Genomic DNA, 20,528 nt, shown 5'->3' with positions numbered 1-20,528 from the left:
GGCGGCGGAGGAACGTCACGCGCCCTACTCCACCTTCACCTTTGCTGGAGCCCGCGCCAGCGCGGCCGAATTCGCCACGCGGGCCGCATTCGCCATGCCGGCCAGCGCGGCGTTGCGCTTCTGCGGATCGGAGCCGGGCTGCACCACGCCGGCCGACATGATCAGGGTCGCGGCGTCCTCGGTGGTCATGTCGACTTCGATGATCTTGCTCTTCGGCACGTAGAAAAAGAAACCCGTGGTCGGGTTCGGCGCGCAGGGCAGGAACACCGAGATGTGCTCTTCCTGGTCGGGAAGCTGGCTGGCGATGTTCACGCTCGGCGGCTGCGAGATCAGGACGATCGACCACATGCCCGGCGAGGGAAATTCAACCAGGCCGACCTTGCGAAAGCTCGACCCCTTGCCCGAGAACAGCGTCTCGAACACCTGCTTCAGGCCGCGATAGATCGCGCGCACCACGGGCATGCGGCCAAGCAATCTTTCGCCGAGATCGACCAGCGTCCGCCCGATCAAATTGGCGGTAAGGAAGCCCAACAGCGTCAGCGCAACCACCGCGACGATCAGCCCCGAGCCGGGCAGCCCGAATGGCAGATAGGTTTCGGGACGGTAGGCCGTGGGCACGAACGGCCGGACGATATTGTCGACCCAGTTCACGAACCACCAGGTCAGGTATAGCGTGATCGCGACCGGCCCTGCGACAATCAGTCCGGTCAGAAAATAGTTCCGGAAACGGGCCATTAGCCCGGGAGGGTGAGCCTCCGGGAGAGGTTCATCCAGGGGCGCGGTCGGGGGCAGTTCTTCGCGGTTCATTCTGGTTCCAGGTCGGGCGGCGGGCTTCTATGCCAGCTAAGCCATCCTAGCAGGTTTTTGAAGAGCCAACGTGACAGCCAATGGGCTCGCGCCTATTCGACGGTTACCGATTTCGCGAGATTTCGCGGCTGATCGACGTCGGTGCCCATCACCACGGCGGTATGATAGGCCAGGAGCTGCACCGGGATGGCATAGACCATCGGGGTGAACGCCGCTGCCATATCGGGCAGCACGATGGTGACAAGCGATTCGATGCTGGCTTCCGCCGCTCCCCTGGCGTCGGTCATCAGGATGATGTTGCCGCCGCGGGCCGCTACTTCCTGCATGTTGGAGACCGTCTTCTCGAACACCCGGTCGTGCGGCGCGATCACCACCACCGGCATGGTCTCGTCGATCAACGCAATCGGCCCGTGCTTGAGCTCGCCGGCGGCATAGCCCTCGGCGTGAATATAGGAAATTTCCTTCAGCTTCAGCGCGCCTTCCAGCGCCAGCGGATAGCTGGTGCCGCGGCCGAGATAGAGCACGTCCTTCGATTTCGAGATGTCGCGCGCCAGCTTTTCGATCTGCGGTTCCAACGTCAGCGCCGCCGCCATCAGCCGCGGAATCTCGACGAGACCGTGAACGAGTTTGGTTTCGTCTTCATCGGACAATTCGCCGCGCGCCTTGCCGGCGGCGACCGCGAGCGAGGCCAGCACCATCAACTGACAAGTGAAGGCCTTGGTCGAGGCAACGCCGATTTCGGGGCCGGCCAGCGTCTGCAGCACGGTCTCGCTTTCGCGCGCGATCGTCGAGGTCGGCACGTTCACGACCGACAGGGTGTGAACGCCCTCGGCCTTGGCATAGCGCAGCGCGGCCAGCGTGTCGGCGGTCTCGCCGGACTGCGAGATGAAGATCGCAAGATCGCCCTTGCGCAAGGGCGCCTCGCGGTAGCGGAATTCGGAGGCGATATCGATTTCGACCGGCACGCGCGCCAGCCGCTCGAACCAGTATTTGGCGACATAGCCGGCATAATTCGCGGTGCCACAGGCCGTGATCGAAATGCGCTGGATGTCCTTGAAGTCGAACGGCAGCTTGACCGGGAGCATCACGCGCTCGCTCGCCATGTCGACGTAGCGCGCCATCGTGTGCCCGACGACTTCCGGCTGCTCGTGGATTTCCTTGGCCATGAAGTGGCGGTAGTTCGCTTTGTCGACCAGCGAGGTCGAGGCGCTGTGCTTGACCGCCTCGCGGTGCACGATTGCGTTGTTCTTGTCATAGATGGTCGCGCCCTTGCGCGTCAGCACCACCCAGTCGCCGTCGTCGAGATAGCTGATCGTATCGGTGAACGGCCCGAGCGCGATCGCATCCGAGCCCAGATACATCTCGCCGTCGCCGTGCCCCACGGCGAGCGGCGGACCGTTGCGCGCGCCGATCATCAGATCTTCGTCGCCGGCGAAGATGAACCCGAGCGCGAACGCGCCGCGCAGTTCCGACAGCGCCGCCCTCACCGCCTCGACCGGCTTGATGCCCTTCTGCAGCAGGCTATCGACCAGATGCAGAACGATCTCGGTATCGGTTTCGGTCTTGAAGACTGCCCCCTTCTTCTCCAGTGCCTCGCGCAACTCGCGAAAGTTCTCGATGATGCCGTTGTGAACCACGGCGACGCGATCGGTCGCGTGCGGGTGCGCATTGTTCTCGGTCGGCTTGCCGTGCGTTGCCCAGCGGGTGTGTCCGATCCCGGTGTGACCCTTCAGCGGTTCCGCATCGAGCCGCTTCTCGAGGTTCTTCAGCTTGCCCTCGGCGCGGCGGCGAGCGAGGTGATCGCCTTCCAGCGTGGCGACGCCTGCGGAATCATAGCCGCGATATTCAAGCCGTTTGAGTGAATCCACCAGGAGCTCCGCGACCGGAGCTTTCCCAAGAATGCCGACAATGCCGCACATGCGGTTCAATACCCCAAATCGACGAAATGCGTCGCAACCCGCTTCCTCTTAACGGTAATTGCGGGCCGACAGATACTCAATAATTGTTGCGTATTGAGACAGTCTTAAGCGGAAAGCTTAACGGAATACAGGTCCGCGATCTCGCGGCATGAGCTGCCCGAGCTGTGGCCTTGGTTCCCCCCAAAAAAGAGGGAGCAGGGAATGCCGGATGCGCGCTGCACCCGCGGTCTCGTGTGCAATGGGTAGAAGGAAGCGCACACGAGCATACAGGTTCAGCGGAGGCAATCCGGCATTCCCTGCGCAATGGCTTTACGGCTTACTTCGTGCTCTTCCCGGCGACGAATTCCTTTTTGTCACCGTCACCAGCGGATTGAGATTTGTCTAAGCCCGGTCGGGCCGACGCATCTCCGCTGGCTTGACATCAGCCACGGATGCCAGAACCACACGACTTCGCCGTACGCAGCGCCCTCAACCGTCACTCCGATCGGCGAGATGCCGACTGAGGTTCTGGCGAAGGCCTTGAAACGCCGGTCGTCTCCGTAAACGTAAGATCACTCACGGGAGACCCGCCCTGCGACCACGATCGCGCCCGACGCCGCTGCGTCCACCGCATCCAACCCCGCGTCCGTGACGATCGCGATACGCCCCTCTTGCCGGGGTGGATGGGCGAAGTGATAGCGGTGATTTGGCCTGTAGCGAAAGCGGTTTATTTTTTCGGATACGACTGGACGGGTAGCATCAGGTTGATCTGGTTCAACAAATTGCGCTGAATGCGCAGCGCAAATCAGCTAGCTCCCCTGGCGATAAAGGCAGTTAAATGCACTTGTCACCGTTATTGCCGGAACAGGGCCGGCGTATCCTGTGGCGCAAGCGCGCGCGCTCGGCCGATCAGCGGTTCAGATATGTCCACGCCCAGCACTTGGCCCCCCGCGCCGACGCGGGCGGCCAGAGCCAGACTCGACGCGCCCGCGCCGCAGCCGACGTCCAGCACGCGCTCGCCCGTCGCGGGCGCGGCGGCTTCGATCGCGGCCTGGCCGAACACCGCCAGCCTGGCATCGAGCCGGGCCTGGTGGGCGACCCAGCGCTCCCCGCTTTGGCCATTCCAGTCGGCGACCTGATCGGCATTGTGCTGTGCCATGACATATCCTTGTTCTGATTCGTTCTTAACTAAGCTATCCGATGCCAAAGCGCGCATCGTCTCCAGCGATCCCGCCTCCACCAGCGATAAGGCGCCAGACCTGCGTGTGATCGTCTCATGCGTCGAGATCGGTGCCGCCTAGCGCCGGACTTCGAAGGACAACCGCGCCCGCGGCAACCGGAGAAGGGAATCTGTGCTCTCAAACCAGCATCGACTGCTGGGCGAAGATACCCGCCATCGCGCCGTGCGATGATGCCGTGGTGACCGAGGCCATGAGGGGGTTGGCGAGGTCGCCGGCGGCGTAGATGCCGGGCATGCTGGTTTCGCGGCGCTCGTCGACCTTGAGGGCGATGCCGAGGGGCGTATCCACCGTGGCGAGGCCCAGTGATTCATGCAGGGTTGCGGACGGCTTGTTGCGCGGATGGGCGAACAGGATGTCGACCGCGACATTGCGGCCGGTATCGAGATTGACGGTGGCGATATGGCCCCCGTGATGGGCGATCTCGGTGATCCGGCCATCGACGACAGGTATGTTGCGGCGCGCCAGATCGGCCCGGATATCGGGTGGAATGTCGTGACCATCGGCGAAGAGCGTCAACGTGTCGGTCCAATCGTGGTACAGCCTGACATAATTGTGCGACTGCGGGCCGGACCAGACGAGGCCCCAATGCTGGCCGGCGACTTCAAAGCCGTCGCAATAGGGGCAGGGCACGATGGACGTGCCCCAGCTTTCGGCAAAGCCTGGAACATCAGGCATCTGGTCGGCGACGCCATAGCTCAGGATCAGACGACGCGCCCCAAAGCTTTCGCCATCGGAAGTGAGGACGTTGAAATCGTCGATGGCGCCGGAGACACTTTCGGCCCGGGCACTGACCAGCTTGATCGTGGGATAACGCGCCAGCTGCTGCCGCGCCTCGGCCAGGATGTCCAGCGGCGGCTTGTGATCGTGGCCGAGCAGGCCATGCGAGTGGCCGGCGAAGCGGTTGCGTGGCAGGCCGGTATCGAGAACGGTGACCTTGCGGCGGGCACGGCCGAGCTGCAGGGCGCCGGCGAGACCGGCAAAGCTGCCGCCGATGATGATGACGTCATCCATGGTGATGGGCTCCGTGTTGTGGATGGAGGGGGTTGGGCTGGGCCTGGCGCGCAATATCGTCCAGCGATACGCGCTCGAGACGGGCAGCGAGCAGGGCTTCGGCATCTGCGAGAAAGTCGCCCATCACTGTGTTGACCGGCCGGACAATGCCGCATTCGATATCGCCGGGCGGCCCGGGGAAACTTGATTTGGAGGACACGTTGAAACCTACCCATTGGCTTGCACGTTTCAGATACTACATGGTATCGTAATGCAAGAATTATAATACTGTCAAGTACTGGAATTGTCGTGACCGAAAACAGCCAGGGCCGGCGCGGCCGGCCCGCCAACGAGGCGCTTGGCCAAACGATAGTCGACGCCGCGTGCGAACTCTTTGTGGAATTGGGTTTTCAAGCGACGACATTGGACAAGGTCGCCCAGCGGGCGAAGATATCCAAGCTCAGCATCTATCGGCACTTCGAGAACAAGGAGGCGCTGTTCAGCGCGGCCATCGCGGCCCGCTGCCATCAGTTTGCACCACAGGCCCTTTTTGAAGGCGTCGACGGTTCGGCCGAAGATCAGCTCATGGCGGTGGGATCATCCCTGCTTCGCACGCTGTTGAGCCCGGACGTCCGCAGTGTCGAAGCCATGATCATGGCCGACAAGACGAATCAAAAGTCGTTAAGCAAGCTCCATTACGAAGCCGGCCCCGCCCATGTCATCGCCCAAATCGAGGCCCTGTTGCGTCAGTTGCACGCGAAGGCGGTTCTGAACGTGCCCGATCCTCTCCGGTCCGCCCGCTTGTTTGCCGCGCTTTTCAAAGGATCCGATCTCCTGATTATCGCACGCTTCGATGAGGCGAGAGCAGAGGACGACAACGAAATCGAATCCTATTGCCGGTCGGCCGTCGCCATGTTCATCGCCGCGCACGGTGGCAACGACCACGTGGGCGGATATTTGCCTGCCCCAAGGTCAAAAAACAAAATTTGAATCGTGCGTGACCGATGTTGTCAAAATAACCGAGACCGGTTTGAAAATCATGGAGGCTGAAGAGCTTTCGATTGGCGACAAGATCGCGGAAAAATACGCTTGTTGAACTATCGGTTGCGATACCAGTCCGCACGATGATTCCCGCGCGCCCACCCGCTCTTGTCAGTTGGGAAAATAGCTCCGCAAATAATGCGTATGTGTTCACGTCGCCGGCGCCACTCAGCGGGAATCGATCTGTCTTGCGTACAAACACGCTGGCAGCTTCGGACGCGCGCTTCGGCATTACGGTGACAGTGCTGGACTGCGCGTGCGGGTCGGGCTCGCCGGAAAGTTAAATGCTGTCACCGGAATTCGGAATTAGCTCGGAATTACGTCTAAACCTTAGATTGTCTGGCGCTAAGGCACCTTGATCCCGGCACGCTCGATCACCCGTGCGTACCCAGCGCGCTCCTTGGCGAGCGCCTCGGCGTAAGCCGGACCGGGCAGTTCGGTCTGGAGTACACCAAACTTTTCGAGTGCGGTGCGGACTTCGGGGATCTTGCCGACCGCGACAAGCTCTTCAATGAGGTGCTTCACGATGTCGGGCGGCATGTTAGCGGGGCCGACCCAGCCGAATGCCGGCATCAGTTCGAAGCCCGGCAGGGTCGCGGCTGTCGGCTCGATCTCTTTGGCGAGCGGATAGGGCCCAGGCGACGTGATCGAGACGGCACGCAGCTTGCCGCCTTTCACCTGCTCGTATGCCACGGCGAAGTTGTCGCAGGCGAGCCGGATCTGACCACCAATCAGATCCTGGATGCTGATGTTCGATGCGCGGTAGGAGACGGCCGTCATCTTGACCCCTGCGGCGTCCTCCAGCATCGCGCCGCAGATATGCTGCGTCGTGCCGGGGCCGGATGTCGCATACGGCGTCTCCGGGTTCGCCTTCAGCCAGGCGATCAACTCCGGCATGGTGTTGGCCGGGACGGATGGGTTGACGAGCCAGATGTTCGGCTGTGCTGCCATGCCATAGAGGTAGGTGAAGTCTTTCTCGACGTTGTAGGGGATCTTGTCCTTGATCAGGATCGGATTGATGGCGATTCCACCGGAGGTCGCCACCGCAACGGTGTAGCCGTCCGGCGCCGCGCGCGTCAGCGCGTGCAGGCCGTTGACCCCGCCCGCACCGGCCTTGTTCTCGACGACGAACTGCTGACCGAGCCGCTTCGTCAGTTGCTCTGCAAAAATGCGCGCCATGACGTCCGTGTTGCCGCCGGCGGCGAACGGTACGATGATCGTCACGGGCCTCGATGGCCACTTGTCTTGAGCCGTCGCAGCACCAGCGAGCAACCCGAGCGTCGCGGCCACCACAGCGAGTCTTGCGAGAATACGGTACAGCATTTCGTTCTCCGGTCTCTGACGAGGTGCATTGCAGCAAGAAAGTCGGTCAGCCCGAGGATCGACTGGTCTTCCGAAGGGTATTTTGCCAGTCATAGATATGTCAAATGACGGTAGGATTTCGAACCCTTCCCGTGGTCTTTTGCGTCCGATAGGTCGAATTCACAGAGGCGACCCAATTAACAGCTCCCACTCATCCTTCAACTTTTGACGATAAGCTTATTGCGGATTGAGACAGTCTTAAGCGGAAAGCTCCACAAGCTCCGCGCTCACCCCTCCTTCTTCGCCCGCATCTTCATCTCGCGATACTTTGCCGCCCCGCCCTTCGCGGTTGCTCTGCGGGCTGCGTTCGACCGCCATCGCGTCGTCGGGCACATCCTTGGTGATGACGGAGCCCGAGCCGATATAGGCCCCCTTGCCGATCTTCACCGGCGCCACCAGCGAGGAGTTGGTGCCGACGAACGCGCCCTCGCCGATCAGCGTCTTGTGCTTGAAGAAGCCGTCGCAGTCGCAGGTGATGGTGCCCGCGCCGAGATTGGCGTTGGCGCCGACATGGGCGTCGCCGACATAGGAGAGATGGTTGACCTTGGCGCCCGCTTCGAGCGTCGCGACCTTTGTCTCGACGAAGTTGCCGATCCGAACGCCGTCGCCGAGCGAGGTGCCGGGCCGCAAGCGCGCGTACGGACCGAGACCTTCTTGCCGACGGCCAACGTGCCCTGAAGGCCCTGTGCCGGGCGGCAAACAAAAAGAACGATCCCAGCGCTAAGGGGGGCAGCGGGCTGGGACCGTTCAGGTCGGTGCCCCGGCGGTGGGCACCCGACTATTTCAAAGAATTCTGTCGTCTCAAAAGTTCCGATTCAGGGAAAGCTGAACAGCCGTTAATGGAACCGGAACGAAAGTCCTCATCGCGGAATTGTTGATGTGAGGCCGTCGCCCGCCGTCAATGAACGGCGCATGTCGCGGATAGCCAAAGGTCTTCGGACCCGCTGTTCAAGAACAAGCGCTCGCGCAAGATAGCCAAAGGCGGCGGTCTCCCTCTGATCTGCAAGCAGGAAGAAAGCCCTCGATATACTGTCGGGCGTCGTTGGGCCCTGCGCGCTGGAGAACTGTTATGCGAAACACTGTTGAGCGAAACACTGTTGAGATCGACTCCCGACACAGTCGCGCGATCGTTCAAAAGATTGGCGAAAGACTACGAGCGTCGATAAAGGAAGATCGAGAGATACCCGCGAACTTCAAAATGCAAATCGATCGACTTCGGGAGTTAGAAGACGAGACGAAGCTCAGAGGTTAAGTCACGTCCGTTCGGGTCGGCTCCTCTCTTACGACTACTCTCTGAACACGACCGCGCACTATGCGGCGCGGATATCGCGGGCGGCTTCCAGCTCTGGGTTCAGAAAGCAAATGGCCGCAGATTGCTCTGCGGCCCACCGGATAAAAAATCGTCTGTAATAAAATCCTCTAGCTCCGGTGCGACCCCGCGCTCTGCCGGTATGCAAGGTGCGCCGGCCCCGCAAAGGTGCGAGGGTTCGGTTCCAACAGGACGAAAAGTGCGCGCCCGTACTCTTCCGGATAGACGGTCCCGAAATCCGCATCAGAATAGCCGCATTGCAGCGGCGCGGCATTGAGTTCACCTAGTATTTGCGTTTGGCCCGGCAGTCCGAAATGGCTGCCGGGCTTTTGCATGACTACCCGTCAAGCTGCTCTAGGGCCGCTTCCATTCATCAAGATTAAGGCGTTCCCTTCGGCGTCAACCGAGGTGGCCTAACGGGCGGTCGCATTCAGCCGACGCCAGCCGGGTTGCAGGTCAAATACCGAACGAGTGCCTGATCTGCCTCAGCATCGATATGGCAGCGTCGGTATACCGACCGTGGGTGAGATACTGGTCTAGCTGCGACGCACCAAGCAGCATCAAGGCTGCCATTACAAAGCCTTTGAACATAGTGGGCCTCTCCAAAGGAAAGAGACCGCCAACCGGGCTGGTCGGGTTAGAGCCTTTTGGAATTCGCTGTCGCCGATCGCGATCTGCCTGCAATGGCGGAATGCTGGCACCAATTGGTAGCCAATTGCTAAATCGTGCTGCGATGGCATTGCGGCGGGCTTCGCGAGTGTCCGCAATGTGCCGGGCTATTCACGGCATTTTCGACCGAAAACCGTATTGCGGATTGAGACAAGTCTGAAGCGGAAAGCTTAACAAGCCCTGCGCTCAACCCTCTTTCTTAGCTTTCGCCCGCAGCTTCATCTCGCGATAGCGCGCAGCACCGCCTTCGCGGTTGCTCTGCGGGCTGCGCTCCACGGCCATCGCGTCGTCGGGCACATCCTTGGTGATGACGGAGCCCGAGCCGATATAGGCGCCCTTGCCGATCTTCACCGGCGCCACCAGCGATGAATTGGTGCCGACGAACGCGCCCTCGCCGATCAGCGTCTTGTGCTTGAAGAAGCCGTCATAGTTGCAGGTGATGGTGCCGGCGCCGAGGTTTGAATTGGCGCCGACATGGGCGTCGCCGACATAGGAGAGATGGTTGACCTTGGCGCCCGCCTCAATCGTCGCGGCCTTTGTCTCGACGAAATTGCCGATCCGAACGCCATCGCCGAGCGAAGTGCCTGGGCGCAGGCGCGCATAGGGACCGATGGACGCCTTCTTGCCGATCGAGGTCTGCACGATATGCGAGAATGAATGGATCACCGCGCCGTCGCCGATGCTGACGCCGGGCCCGATTACCACGAACGGCTCGATGGTGACATCGCTGCCGAACCTGGTATCGGCGGCGAGATAAACCGTCTCCGGCGCGATCAGCGTCACGCCGGCGTCGAGCGCCGCCTGGCGCAGCCGCGCCTGCAGCACCGCTTCGGCCTCCGCAAGCTGCGCCTTGTTGTTGATGCCGCGCACTTCGTCTTCGCTGGTTTCAATCACGACGGCCTCCAATCCCATTTCCCTGACGATGGCGACGGCATCGACCAGATAATATTCGCCCTTGCTGTTGGCATTGCCGATCCGGTCGAGAATTTCCAGCGCTCTGTGGCCGTCGAACGCCATCACGCCGGCATTGCACAGCGTGACCTTGCGCTCTTCATCCGACGCGTCGGCATGTTCGCGGATCGCCGTCAGCCGATCGCCCTGAAGCAGCAGCCGGCCGTAACCGGTCGGGTCGGCCGCGCGGAAGCCGAGCACGGCGAGCGCCGCGCCTTTTTGCAGCGGCGCGCGCAGCCGGGCGAAGGTCTCTGGCGAAATCAGCGGCGTATCGCCGAACGCCACCAGCAAATCGTCAGCGCCGCGCGCGATCGCCTCGCGGGCGGCCAGCACGGCATGCGCAGTGCCAAGCCGCTCGGCCTGAACGAAGGTCGCCGCATCCGCGCGGACGCGTTTGACCTCCTCAGTGACCGCCTTGTGGTCCGGCCCGATCACGACCGCGAGCGAGGCGCCCGGGCCGTGCGGGGCCGCATCCAGCACATGCGCCAGCAGCGACTGGCCGGCGACCTGGTGCAGCACCTTCGGCAGCGAGGATCGCATGCGCGTGCCCTCACCGGCCGCAAGTACGACAGTCAGGCTGGATCGAGCGGTCATTCTGGTCCTCAGGCGAACTAGGAGTTGTCGGCCGTCTTTAATTGTTTTCCCCCGGAGATCAAACCGATTCGCCGCCCCGAAAACGTCCTGAAACAAGTGGGCGTCGCTTTTCCTGTTAATGTTTGCCCTGTGATTCGGCGGGCCTTGAGGAGGGCCAGGGGCGCTTGGCCAGGAAAACAGACCATCTCGCAGACTTCGAGGCGGATGACAGCGGCGGCGTGCTGAGCAACCTGTTGGCCGACGAAGATGAGCTCGACCGCCGCGCGTTGTGGCGGATCGGGTCCTGGGGTGTCGGCGCCACGGCTGCGGTGATTCTGGCCGTAATGGCCAACCAGTCGTCCCTTGGATTGAAGCGCGAACAGGTCGCCGCCGCTGATATCACCCGGCAGGCGCAGCAAATTCAGCTCGTGGCCAGGGAAACCCAGAATGAGGCGCGGCGGCTCGCCGCCGCCATCGATACGCTGAACGGCGATCGCGACCGGCTGTATTCCCGCGTCACCAGCCTGGAACAGGGGCTCGAATCCGTCACCGGGGCCATCGCCCGCCATGGTTCCGCGCAGGCTTTGCCGCCCCTTGCCAATGCGGAGCCGCAAGCCGCCCAGAAGCCGCCGTCGCCAAGCGTCGCACCAGTGGCAAGCACGCCCCCCGCGGACAAGCCCACTGCCGCCAACGCCGAGCCCTCCTCGGCAACGGTTTCGCCCGCGGCAAAGGATGCGGCGAAGACCGACGCGGCCAAAGCGGATAGCGCCAAGCCGGAAACGACCAAGGCGGAGATGGTAAAGGCCGACAGCGCCACGCTGGAGCCCGTCAAGCCGGAGCCCGCAAAGCCTTCGCCCGCCACCCCTTTGATGGCGGCGATGGCTCCGCCCGATCCCGCCGCCGGCAAACTGATCGAGCCGGGCAAGGCCTCAGGTCCGGTGATCGCAAGCCCGATCCCCGACGTCGTGGCGTCGGCGCCATCAGATGCGGAGGCGGACGATGCCACCGCGCCAAAAGTATCCCTGCAGCGGACCGAGTTCGGGGTCGATCTCGGCAGCGCCAATTCGGTGAACGGCCTGCGCGCGTTGTGGCGCGGGCTGCTGAAATCCAGATCGAACGCGCCCCTGACGGCACTGCGCCCGATCATCGTCGTGAAGGAAGGCACCAACGGCCTCGGCATGCAGCTTCGCCTGGTCGCCGGTCCGCTGAACGACGCCGGCGCCGCCGCCAGGATCTGCGCTATCATGGCCGAAAACAACCGCCCCTGCGAAACCGCCATCTTCGATGGCCAGCGGCTGTCGGTGAAATCCGACGATCCGCCGCCCATTGCCGCCAAACCTGGCCCGCGCCGGCGCGCCATTGCCAAGCAGCCGGCGGCGACAGTCGTTGAGGAGGTGCAGAACAAGCCCGAACCGCCGCCGGCCACACCGCAGCCGACATTGTCGTCCATTTTCGGCAGGAAGAATTCACAATAAGCTTTTGGCTACAAGACGTTACGCCAAAATTCTGACTTGTTTTCTCGCTGTGGGCGAACGCTTGTCCCGGCCGCCAATCCCGACCATATTGCGCCGATGAAAAAATCCCCGTTCCGGCTCACGCCCTATCAAGTTCAATTCCTGTTGGTGGTCGGCTTCGTCACCGTCGGCTACGCGCTCTATCTGCGCTACCTCGCGATCGAGTTCTCGACGGTTGCGCTGGCCTGCGACGCCGGCCTGCAGACCATGCTGTGCAAGTCGCGGACGCTCGCCACCTACCTGTTCAAGAATTCGGTGTTCGGCATCGTTGCGCTGATTATTGCGACGCTTCACGTCATGCGGCCATCGATCGTATTGCTGACCGGCGGGCTGATCGCAGCGGGATTCGGGATCGTGCTCTACAATATCGCGCTGTCGGGAATTGCGATCGGCCTGCTCATTTTGGGATTTGCAAGGCCCGCGCCCGCCACAGCGTGAGCGCCAGCAACAAATAGATCGCGCAGGTCCACATCGCCTGCCAGTTCTGATTGCCTTCGTTGAAGCCGGTGAAGAGCGCGGCCACGACCAGCAATCCGGCAAAGGCGGATTCGGCAATCGGGCGAACGCCCTCTTTCGGCCGGTTGAGCAGCATCAGCGCCGCGAACGGCACCACCGCCATGGTCAGCGAAGCGAACGGAAAATCGCGGTAGCGCGGATCGAACGTAAAGCCGAGCGCGGTTTCGGCCGCAATCAGCGTGGTGACGACAAGCACGATTCCCAACAGCGCCGTCAGCACCGACTTGGTCCGGCCCTCGCGCGGTCCGAACAATTCGAGAAAGGTCGGCAGCGACCGCCCCGCCATCGCGGCGTTCGCGCACAGCATCGGCGACGCAATGGCGGCCGCCAGCAGCGCGCCCCATTGCACCCAGCCGCCGGCGCCGTAGCTCTCGTAAAACATCTTGTCGGCGGCGACCCCGAGCAGCATGCCGGCGGTCGTCGCCGATGTCCCGACCGCGATCCAGGCGGCCAGCCCGGGCTTCCACGGCCGCCGCCGCAGCGTCAGCCAGCCCGCCAGGAACACGAAGGCGCTCAGCGCCATGCCGCATCCCATCTGCAGTTTCCAGAGCGGATAATTGCTGATCGGCTCTCCGGGCGGATATTTCACCGCCCGCTGTGCGTCATTGATCATGCCCCAATAGCCGCCGACGGTGCCTTCGAGCTGACGCTTCCACGGCTGGTCATAGGCCTCGATCAGGTTGACCCGAAATTTTTCGCGCTTGGCCAGATCGAGGATTTCGGACACCACGCGCGCCTGGTTGGTGCGCGACGGCAGCGCGCCTTCGCGCATCCGCCCTGCGCTCGGCCAGCCGGTTTCGCCGATCAGGATTTCCTTGTCCGGAAATGCCACCGCCATCCGCTTGCGGATATCGTCGACATGGCCGGCGGCGTGCTTCGCGCGCACCGGCATGTCTTCCCAGTAAGGCAGGATGTGGATCGTGACGAAGTCAACCGCGTCATAGATTTCGCGGTTACGCAGCCAGAACTCCCAGACGTCGGCATAGGTGACGGGCACGGTGACCCGCGACTTGACCGAGCGGATGTGGGCTGCGAGATCCGATGTCGTCATCTCGCCGCGCAGCAGCACCTCGTTGCCGACTACCAGTGCGGTAATTGTGTCCGGGTGTTCCTTGGTCAGTTCGATCGCAACCGAAATCTGGGCAAGATTCTTGATCCGGTTGCTCGAGAGCCAGATCCCCTGGATCACCTTCAGCCCGACCTTGGCGGCCAGCGCCGGAACCTGGTCGAGCCCATTCTCGATCGAATAGGTCCGCACGCAGTCGGTGATCTTGGCGAGTTGCGCCAGGTCCTCCACGATCTGTTCAGGAAGGATCTGCGTGCTCGGGATCAGGGGTGTCTGCGCGCCGCGGAACGGTGCGTAGGAGACGCATTGCAGCTTGGCAGTGGGGTCGATCGGCGCGCGCGGAAGCGTAATCGGCGAGGCGAGCCACCACCAAAGAGCCGCGATCATACCTAGCGATGAAAGGAGAAGCGCCAGCGGCGTACGAAGAGAAATCGGTTCCATCCTCCGGGCGGGGACCGTCGATTACCCGTTCATAGGCGTTCTGCCAAGATGCACGATCGCCCTATTCCGCCTCCGTCCCTGCGGCAGTTTACCAGCGCCCGTGATAAAGTTGTGACTTTGCTGGACAAAATCTGAAATACCCGTCATGTGAATCGCCGGATGTTTCCGCCGCATTGGGGACCTATTTGGGCGGCAACAAGCCAGAACACCACACCAGCCGTTCGCGGCAGGAAATTGATCGGGGAATGTATGCGTCGACGGTTGCTTGATCCAAGAGTTGCGGTTTCGAGGCGCTTCGCCGCTGCCGGCCTGGCCCTTCTGATCGGATCGGGCGGGGCGTTTGCCCAGAGCGGCAGCCCTGCCCCGCAGGATCAGCAAGGCAAGGCGCCGGCCGCCGACGCCAACAAGGACAACCAGCGCAAGACCGACGAGTTCGTCGAGGCAGCCCAGGTTATCAACGGCCCGGCCGGAAATCCCGAATGCGTCTGGCTCGGGCGTCGGGTGGTTCGCCTGATGTGGCGAGACGACCTGGATACCGCGTTCCGGCACCTCGATCTCTATGACCGGTTCGGCTGCCCCGGTGGGCATGTCCAGGCCACCTTCCGCTGCCTGACCCGTTTTGGCGGACAGATCGATCCCAAGGTGGCGGAAACCCTCGACAGCCGCATCCACGTCTGCTGGATAAATCCGGGGGCCCAGCCGCAGGCTGCAGCAGCCAGCCCGGCGCCTGCGACCGCCGGCAATGCGCCGCCTGCGCCGGCAGCTTCGCCCTCGCCGGCCCCCAGCCCCGCGCCTACCCCAGCGAAATAGACGTCCGGCATTCAGGATACGTTCAGAGGAACGATCCTATTGATCCGGCGTTCGGATGGATTGCTCGCGCCCTTAAAACGCCGTCCTTAAAAAAGTCATGGCGTCATACCAGTTGTGAAAACGCAGGGCAGGACTATCCTGATGATGCCGCCGTCTCGGTCGAACCTAGGGGACAGGTTCGCTTCCCATAAATTGCAGCCCCGTATGGTTTAGCCTCCGATGCGCGCTGTCGTCGCCGTTCTGCTGTTTGTGACCGCAGCTCACGCCGGGCTGTGGGGCCTGTTCCAGGAAAAGCAGGCGGCGCCCGATTTCAGAGGCATTCTGCCGAGCGTCTCCTATGCGCCGTTCGAGGGTTCGGCGCATCCCGACATCGACAATATTCCGCAGATCGAAAAGATCCGCGCCGACCTGAAGAAGCTCTCGACGATCACGCGCGCGATTCGTCTCTACTCCTCGACCGGTGGCGTCGAACTGGTGCCGCCGATCGCTGCCGAATTCGGCCTGAAGGTCACCGTCGGCGCCTGGATCGACAAGAATTCCGATCGCAACAAGCGCGAGATCGAGGCGGCGATCAACCTCGCCAAGCGCAACAGCAACGTCAACGGAATCGTCGTCGGCAACGAAACGATTTTCCGCGGCGAGCAGAAGATCACCGACCTGGTCGAGCTGATCAAGCAGGTCAAGAAATCCGTCAACGTTCCCGTGACGACCGGTGAGATCTGGAACATCTGGCGCGATAATCCGGAACTGGCGTCCTCTGTCGATTTCATCGCCGCGCACGTGCTGCCCTATTGGGAGAACTTCACCGACAAGCAAGCCGTCGATCAGGCGGTGGCCATGTTCCAGCTACTGCGCGATCAGTTTCCCGGCAAACGGATCGTGATAGCCGAGTTCGGCTGGCCGAGCGCCGGATACAATTTGAGGAACGCCGAGCCCGGCCCGTTCGAACAGGCCTCGGTGCTGCGCAATTTCGTCACCCGCGCCGAAGCTATCGGCATCGACTACAACATCGTCGAGGCGATCGATCAGCCCTGGAAATTCTTCGAAGGCGGCGTCGGCCCCTATTGGGGCATCCTCGATGCCAATCGCGAACCGAAATTCGCGTGGACCGGCCCGATCGTAAACGAGAATTACTGGAAGCTGGCTGCGATCGCGCTGCTGATGGGCATCCTGATGTCGCTGCCGATCCTGCGGCTCGAGCAGCCGACAATCATGCAGGCGCTGGTGCTTTCAGCGGCAGCGAACGGCGTCGGCGCCTGGGTTTCCACCGTCTTCGCCTATTGGGCCGGGCATTATTTCGTGTTCGGCTCGGCATTTGCGCTGACGCTTGGCCTGATCCTGCTGGTTCCGCTGATCCTGATCGCGATGGCGCGCATCGACGAAATCGCCGCGATCGCCTTCGGCCGCGGCCCGCGCCGGCTGATCACCAAGAGCGCGCCGTTAGCGCCCGCCACCATCGGCGAGAACGTCGCCTTCCCGAAGGTTTCGATTCACATCCCCGCCTACTACGAGCCGGTCGAGATGCTGAAGCAGACGCTCGATGCGGTGTCGCGGCTCGACTACCCGAACTTCGAATGCGTCTGCATCATCAACAACACGCCCGACCCGGAATTCTGGCGGCCGATCCAGGACCACTGCCGTGCGCTCGGCGAACGCTTCAAGTTCATCAACGCCGAGAAGGTGCAGGGCTTCAAGGCCGGCGCGCTTCGCATTGCCATGGAGCGCACCGCTGCGGATGCCGAGATCATCGGCATCATCGACGCCGACTATGTCGTGCATCCGGATTGGCTGAAGGATCTCGTACCGGTGTTCGCCGATCCGCGCGTCGGCCTGGTGCAGGCGCCGCAGGAGCATCGCGACGGGGACCGCTCGCTGATGCACTACATCATGAACGGCGAATATGCCGGGTTCTTCGACATCGGCATGGTCCAGCGCAACGAGTTCAACTCGATCATCGTGCACGGCACGATGTGCCTGATCCGCCGCTCCGCGATGGACATGGCCGGCGGCTGGTCCGGCGACACCATCTGCGAGGACACCGATCTCGGCCTGACCATCCAGGAGCAAGGCTGGCTGACGCACTACACCAACGTCCGCTATGGCGAGGGCCTGCTGCCCGACACCTATGAGGCGTTCAAGAAGCAACGTCACCGCTGGGCCTATGGCGGCTTCCAGATCGTCAAGAAGCACTGGCGGCGCTTCCTGCCCGGCGCGAGCCGGCTGACTCCGGACCAACGCCGCGAATTTTCGCTGGGCTGGCTGAACTGGCTCGGCGCCGAAAGCCTGGGCGTCGTCGTGGCGATCCTGAACCTGATCTGGGTGCCGATCGTGGCCTTTGCCGACATCGCTGTTCCCGACAAGATCCTGACGCTGCCGATCATCGCCTCCTTCGCCGTCTCGCTGATCCACTTCCTCGCGCTCTATCGCTTGCGGGTAAAGATCAAGGCCGGCCAGATGCTGGGCGCGATGATCGCGGCCATGAGCGTGCAGTGGACAGTATCGCGCGCAGTGGCCCAAGGCCTGATCACTGAGCATCTCGCCTTCGCCCGCACCTCCAAGGGCGGGCTGTCGCGGATGTCGATCGAATTCCAGGCGTTCTGGGAAGCCGTGATCGGCATCCTGCTGCTGATTGGCGCCGCGGTACTTGTCGTCACGAACGGCTACAAAGAGGTGCGTGAGATCTACATCTTCGCCGGCGTGCTGGTGCTGCAAAGCCTGCCGTTCCTCGCGGCGGTCGCGATCGCGGTGTTGGAAAACTCCCGTATCAATTCCTTCGCCTTCTGGCGCAACAGCGCGGTGCGGACGGCGGAACTGATCGGGCTGCGCCCGGTCACCCTGCCGACGGTCAACACCCAGTCCCAGCCGGTCGCCTCCGAGATTCGCCGCGAGGTCAAGTAACCGCCGCCGGTTGAAGAATCCGAACTAACCTTTAGCTACCTAAAGGGAATTGGGAGCAAGCGAACCACGAATTTGCCGCGCTTGTGCTATTGACCCGCAGGGGCCCGCCCCCTACACAGCGCGGCGAGTGAGCGCGTAGCTCAGGCGGTAGAGCACGTGACTTTTAATCATGGGGTCGAGGGTTCGAGTCCCTCCGCGCTCACCAATGAAATCAAACACTTAGCTGACATCTTGGCCTTCGCCGAAAACCCTCTGTCTGCACTGTGTCTGCAAACCAGTTGCGCAACGACGGAGGTTCATGATGGAAAGTGTCATCATCGGCGTGGCGATCGTTATCGGCCGCTACGTGGCATCCGGTTGACGCTGCGCCACCACTTCCCGCCCGATACATAGTCGCGGTGCAGGAATGCTCCCCCGGCTCAGCGGGCCCGTAGAGCGGAATGCCCGCCGCCCATACTGTAGGAACGATGGCTGGGCTACCTAATTGAGTCCGCGCTCAGTAGGCGCGCACCATGAACAACACGGATCAAGAGACTGTACTGCGAGCTATGGAGGATGCTAGGCGCATCCTCGGAGAATACATCGCGCCAGGCCCACGAGACGCCACGCATACAGTGCACCGGCTCATCGCGGTCCTCGATAGAGATGAGGTTGTCCACGCTCTCGATCGAATGAGAAGGCGCCGGACCCTTCGCCTTGTGGAATAGAGTGCCGGGGTGAGCAAGGCGGCCCGACGCACGACGTTGCCGGACGACATACGCCGGGCCGTACCACTGCGGGTCGCGCTTAAGGAGATTTTGCGTTTGCTCGGAACGTTCGAATAAACGCGTTGGTTGTTCTATCATTATGAAAGGACAACCCATGAAGCTCACGACAATCGCTTTGGCGTCAATCCTGACGCTCGGGTCCACACTCGCATTTGCACAAGCTGGTAGTTCTAGCGATGCCGCTGCTGCCGGCGGCGCGACGGGTGGACCGGCCGGGGCTGGTTCCTCCACCGCAGTCAAGGGCGACGCGACGGGTCCCAGCGGCAGCGCGCAAGGCTCCGGTTCTGGCGACGCCTCAGCCGCTGCCGCCGGTGGTGCGACTGGTGGGCCAGCTGGGGCTGGTTCCTCCAGTGCTGTTAAGAGCGACACCAACACCACAGGCTCTTCAACAGACCCCGTGCGGCGCTAACAACCATCAGAAGAGAATGAAGCGAGACACAGTTTTTTGCTTCGACCGGCGAATTGCGCGAGTGGGGGCCTCTTCGGTGCCGTCGTCTTTTGAGGCTCAGCCTAGCCGTAGGGCTTGTTGAGAAAGTAATCGCGGTTGCCGAGCGCCTTCTCAGCATACTGATCGATCGCGACCGTGATCGCCTGGACGTGCTGATAGCAGTAGCCTTCACGCGCGGCCCGCTGGCGCAACTCGGCAAGCGCATCGAGCCACGCCGAATTGTCGGCCTTGTCATCGTACCATTTCAGTTGATCGCACATCACCAACTCCGGCCCCCAAGCACGCGCCCCTCGTTGGACCGCCCTCCTCCTTCTTGAGCCGGTCCCGTTCGTCATAAAGGCCCTCGATCTTTGGCAACCTCCGCTGCAGCAAAAGGTCAGCCGATGCAGTCGATAAGCCGGCGCGTTGAAGCTGGAGGATTTCCTTACGCTGCCTTCCGACTTGGACGCGCATGTGCTCGATTTTGGAACGGACGTGATCCAGGCCTATCGTGTGATGATCCGCGGCATCGAAATTTACATTCCAGGCATTACAAGCCAACGCCCACATCGACGTGGGAAAGGCGGCAAACACCAGCCCTGAGCATTTTGTGCACCAATCATACTTGGGAAAGGGCAAGCTGAAGAGAGACCAGTGACTGTCTTGGTCTACGTCAACACCAGCAAGCAGGTGGGAGATCCCGAGCACATCAAGGTGTTCGCCAATGTGGACGCCGCTGAAAAATAGTTCGAAGAAAACGATCCTGAAGGCGTAGCCTTTGAGTATGAGGTCTTGGAGTGAACCGCTGCCTTCCAATTTCAACTAGCGGAGAGCGAAATGGCTGAGAGAATAGACGTTGAGGTTACCGGCAAATCGCAGTTTGAAGTCGCCCACGACATGGCGAGGTTCATTCTAATTAATATGGAAGGGCGTCAGGTGAAGCGCATAAAGCGGCAAGAGTTCTTGCATTTGGTGGCTGACTGCATCGAAGCCTTGCGCGGCATCAAGGTCAGGGAGATTGTCAGCTAAAAAGTGAGGCACTCCTGCAGGCTCCAGCCTCACAAGCAATCAAGTTGGTGACAAGGCTTGCGAGCGAGGACGCCGCGGAAAAATGGTTTGAGGAGAATGCCCCCGAAGGCGTGGCGTTCGAATATTCGGTAATCGGCAGCGCTTTGAGACCGTCAAACTAATTGACCGGTTAGGTTCCCGAGTTGCGAAATCTTGCTTTTTTGCACAGCGGAACTCAAC

At 61.9% G+C, this 20,528-nt stretch carries 14 protein-coding genes, 1 tRNA gene and 2 pseudogenes; 8 read left to right on the top strand and 9 right to left on the bottom strand.

All coding sequences use genetic code 11. The features are described 5' to 3' along the window. Window positions 1-24: 24 nt before the first annotated feature. The 4 genes and pseudogenes from IVA95_RS01850 to IVA95_RS01835 all read right to left on the bottom strand — a co-directional run bounded on the left by IVA95_RS01850 (window position 25) and on the right by IVA95_RS01835 (window position 4,957). Entirely contained in the window at window positions 25-807 is a 783-nt protein-coding gene (locus tag IVA95_RS01850; protein ID WP_213253804.1) for a DUF502 domain-containing protein, read from the bottom strand. 92 nt (window positions 808-899) lie between these two features. Further along, complete coding sequence (gene glmS, locus IVA95_RS01845) at window positions 900-2,726, bottom strand: glutamine--fructose-6-phosphate transaminase (isomerizing) (RefSeq protein WP_247508943.1); 1,827 nt, start codon at window positions 2,724-2,726, stop codon at window positions 900-902. A gap of 841 nt (window positions 2,727-3,567) precedes the next feature. Then, window positions 3,568-3,864, bottom strand: a pseudogene (locus IVA95_RS01840) (methyltransferase domain-containing protein); the annotation flags it as partial. 199 nt (window positions 3,865-4,063) lie between these two features. Beyond that, window positions 4,064-4,957, bottom strand: a complete 894-nt coding sequence (locus IVA95_RS01835) for an NAD(P)/FAD-dependent oxidoreductase (protein WP_247508942.1) — start codon at window positions 4,955-4,957, stop codon at window positions 4,064-4,066. Between IVA95_RS01835 and IVA95_RS01830 the strand changes: the two genes are divergently transcribed. Both IVA95_RS01830 and IVA95_RS01825 read left to right on the top strand, forming a co-directional pair. Continuing rightward, on the top strand, window positions 4,956-5,144 hold the full coding sequence (locus tag IVA95_RS01830; protein ID WP_247508941.1) for a hypothetical protein: 189 nt from the start codon (window positions 4,956-4,958) through the stop codon (window positions 5,142-5,144). The genes IVA95_RS01835 and IVA95_RS01830 overlap by 2 nt on opposite strands. A gap of 101 nt (window positions 5,145-5,245) precedes the next feature. Continuing rightward, window positions 5,246-5,926 (top strand): TetR/AcrR family transcriptional regulator, encoded by a 681-nt coding sequence (locus tag IVA95_RS01825; RefSeq protein WP_247508940.1) that lies wholly within the window; start codon window positions 5,246-5,248, stop codon window positions 5,924-5,926. A 396-nt stretch (window positions 5,927-6,322) separates the two neighbouring features. Here IVA95_RS01825 and IVA95_RS01820 read toward each other — a convergent pair whose 3' ends face one another. From IVA95_RS01820 to glmU, 3 genes and pseudogenes are all read right to left on the bottom strand, one after another. Beyond that, window positions 6,323-7,267 (bottom strand): tripartite tricarboxylate transporter substrate binding protein, encoded by a 945-nt coding sequence (locus tag IVA95_RS01820; RefSeq protein WP_247508939.1) that lies wholly within the window; start codon window positions 7,265-7,267, stop codon window positions 6,323-6,325. A 299-nt stretch (window positions 7,268-7,566) separates the two neighbouring features. Next, window positions 7,567-7,987 (bottom strand): annotated as a pseudogene (locus IVA95_RS01815) (DapH/DapD/GlmU-related protein); the annotation flags it as partial. Window positions 7,988-9,503: 1,516 nt separating this feature from the next. Next, window positions 9,504-10,862 carry a bifunctional UDP-N-acetylglucosamine diphosphorylase/glucosamine-1-phosphate N-acetyltransferase GlmU gene (glmU, locus tag IVA95_RS01810; RefSeq protein ID WP_247508938.1) on the bottom strand — a complete coding sequence of 453 codons (1,359 nt, stop codon included), beginning with the start codon at window positions 10,860-10,862 and terminating at the stop codon, window positions 9,504-9,506. Window positions 10,863-11,026: 164 nt separating this feature from the next. Between glmU and IVA95_RS01805 the strand changes: the two genes are divergently transcribed. Together IVA95_RS01805 and IVA95_RS01800 are read left to right on the top strand one after the other, a co-directional pair. Continuing rightward, window positions 11,027-12,316: a hypothetical protein gene (locus IVA95_RS01805; protein WP_247508937.1), complete on the top strand. Its 1,290-nt coding sequence runs from the start codon at window positions 11,027-11,029 to the stop codon at window positions 12,314-12,316. A gap of 96 nt (window positions 12,317-12,412) precedes the next feature. Then, window positions 12,413-12,793 (top strand): hypothetical protein, encoded by a 381-nt coding sequence (locus tag IVA95_RS01800; protein ID WP_247508936.1) that lies wholly within the window; start codon window positions 12,413-12,415, stop codon window positions 12,791-12,793. Here the strand turns inward: IVA95_RS01800 and IVA95_RS01795 are convergent. Continuing rightward, window positions 12,753-14,378, bottom strand: coding sequence for a beta-(1-6) glucans synthase (locus IVA95_RS01795; protein ID WP_247508935.1), 1,626 nt, complete (start codon window positions 14,376-14,378; stop codon window positions 12,753-12,755). The genes IVA95_RS01800 and IVA95_RS01795 overlap by 41 nt on opposite strands. Window positions 14,379-14,627: 249 nt before the next feature. On the opposite strand from IVA95_RS01795, the gene IVA95_RS01790 reads away from it, so the two are divergent. From IVA95_RS01790 to IVA95_RS01780, 3 genes are all read left to right on the top strand, one after another. Further along, window positions 14,628-15,188: a beta-1-3, beta-1-6-glucan biosynthesis protein gene (locus IVA95_RS01790; RefSeq protein WP_247508934.1), complete on the top strand. Its 561-nt coding sequence runs from the start codon at window positions 14,628-14,630 to the stop codon at window positions 15,186-15,188. Between the two features lie 219 nt (window positions 15,189-15,407). After that, window positions 15,408-18,086, top strand: coding sequence for a glycosyltransferase (locus IVA95_RS01785; protein WP_247508933.1), 2,679 nt, complete (start codon window positions 15,408-15,410; stop codon window positions 18,084-18,086). 129 nt (window positions 18,087-18,215) lie between these two features. Then, a tRNA-Lys gene (locus tag IVA95_RS01780) sits at window positions 18,216-18,291 on the top strand. 1,072 nt (window positions 18,292-19,363) lie between these two features. On the opposite strand, the gene IVA95_RS01775 is transcribed toward IVA95_RS01780, so the two are convergent. Continuing rightward, window positions 19,364-19,561 (bottom strand): hypothetical protein, encoded by a 198-nt coding sequence (locus tag IVA95_RS01775; RefSeq protein WP_247508932.1) that lies wholly within the window; start codon window positions 19,559-19,561, stop codon window positions 19,364-19,366. Window positions 19,562-20,117: 556 nt separating this feature from the next. On the opposite strand from IVA95_RS01775, the gene IVA95_RS01770 reads away from it, so the two are divergent. Further along, entirely contained in the window at window positions 20,118-20,309 is a 192-nt protein-coding gene (locus IVA95_RS01770) for a hypothetical protein (RefSeq protein ID WP_156908450.1), read from the top strand. Window positions 20,310-20,528 lie beyond the last annotated feature (219 nt).

Source organism: Bradyrhizobium sp. 157, from assembly GCF_023073815.1.
In the GTDB taxonomy this organism is placed as follows: Bacteria; Pseudomonadota; Alphaproteobacteria; order Rhizobiales; family Xanthobacteraceae; genus Bradyrhizobium.
Note: the sequence above shows the minus strand (reverse complement) of the source record. Positions and strands in the feature narration are given on the sequence as shown.

What these genes read in the sequence shown, in the direction of transcription:
- IVA95_RS01850 (WP_213253804.1), bottom strand. Translation starts at nt 807, where the DNA reads ATGAACCGCGAAGAACTGCCCCCGACCGCGCCCCTGGATGAACCTCTC.
- glmS (WP_247508943.1), bottom strand. Translation starts at nt 2,726, where the DNA reads ATGTGCGGCATTGTCGGCATTCTTGGGAAAGCTCCGGTCGCGGAGCTC.
- IVA95_RS01830 (WP_247508941.1), top strand. Translation starts at nt 4,956, where the DNA reads ATGGTGATGGGCTCCGTGTTGTGGATGGAGGGGGTTGGGCTGGGCCTG.
- IVA95_RS01835 (WP_247508942.1), bottom strand. Translation starts at nt 4,957, where the DNA reads ATGGATGACGTCATCATCATCGGCGGCAGCTTTGCCGGTCTCGCCGGC.
- glmU (WP_247508938.1), bottom strand. Translation starts at nt 10,862, where the DNA reads ATGACCGCTCGATCCAGCCTGACTGTCGTACTTGCGGCCGGTGAGGGC.
- IVA95_RS01800 (WP_247508936.1), top strand. Translation starts at nt 12,413, where the DNA reads ATGAAAAAATCCCCGTTCCGGCTCACGCCCTATCAAGTTCAATTCCTG.
- IVA95_RS01795 (WP_247508935.1), bottom strand. Translation starts at nt 14,378, where the DNA reads ATGGAACCGATTTCTCTTCGTACGCCGCTGGCGCTTCTCCTTTCATCG.
- IVA95_RS01790 (WP_247508934.1), top strand. Translation starts at nt 14,628, where the DNA reads ATGCGTCGACGGTTGCTTGATCCAAGAGTTGCGGTTTCGAGGCGCTTC.
- IVA95_RS01785 (WP_247508933.1), top strand. Translation starts at nt 15,408, where the DNA reads ATGCGCGCTGTCGTCGCCGTTCTGCTGTTTGTGACCGCAGCTCACGCC.
- IVA95_RS01775 (WP_247508932.1), bottom strand. Translation starts at nt 19,561, where the DNA reads ATGTGCGATCAACTGAAATGGTACGATGACAAGGCCGACAATTCGGCG.
- IVA95_RS01770 (WP_156908450.1), top strand. Translation starts at nt 20,118, where the DNA reads ATGGCTGAGAGAATAGACGTTGAGGTTACCGGCAAATCGCAGTTTGAA.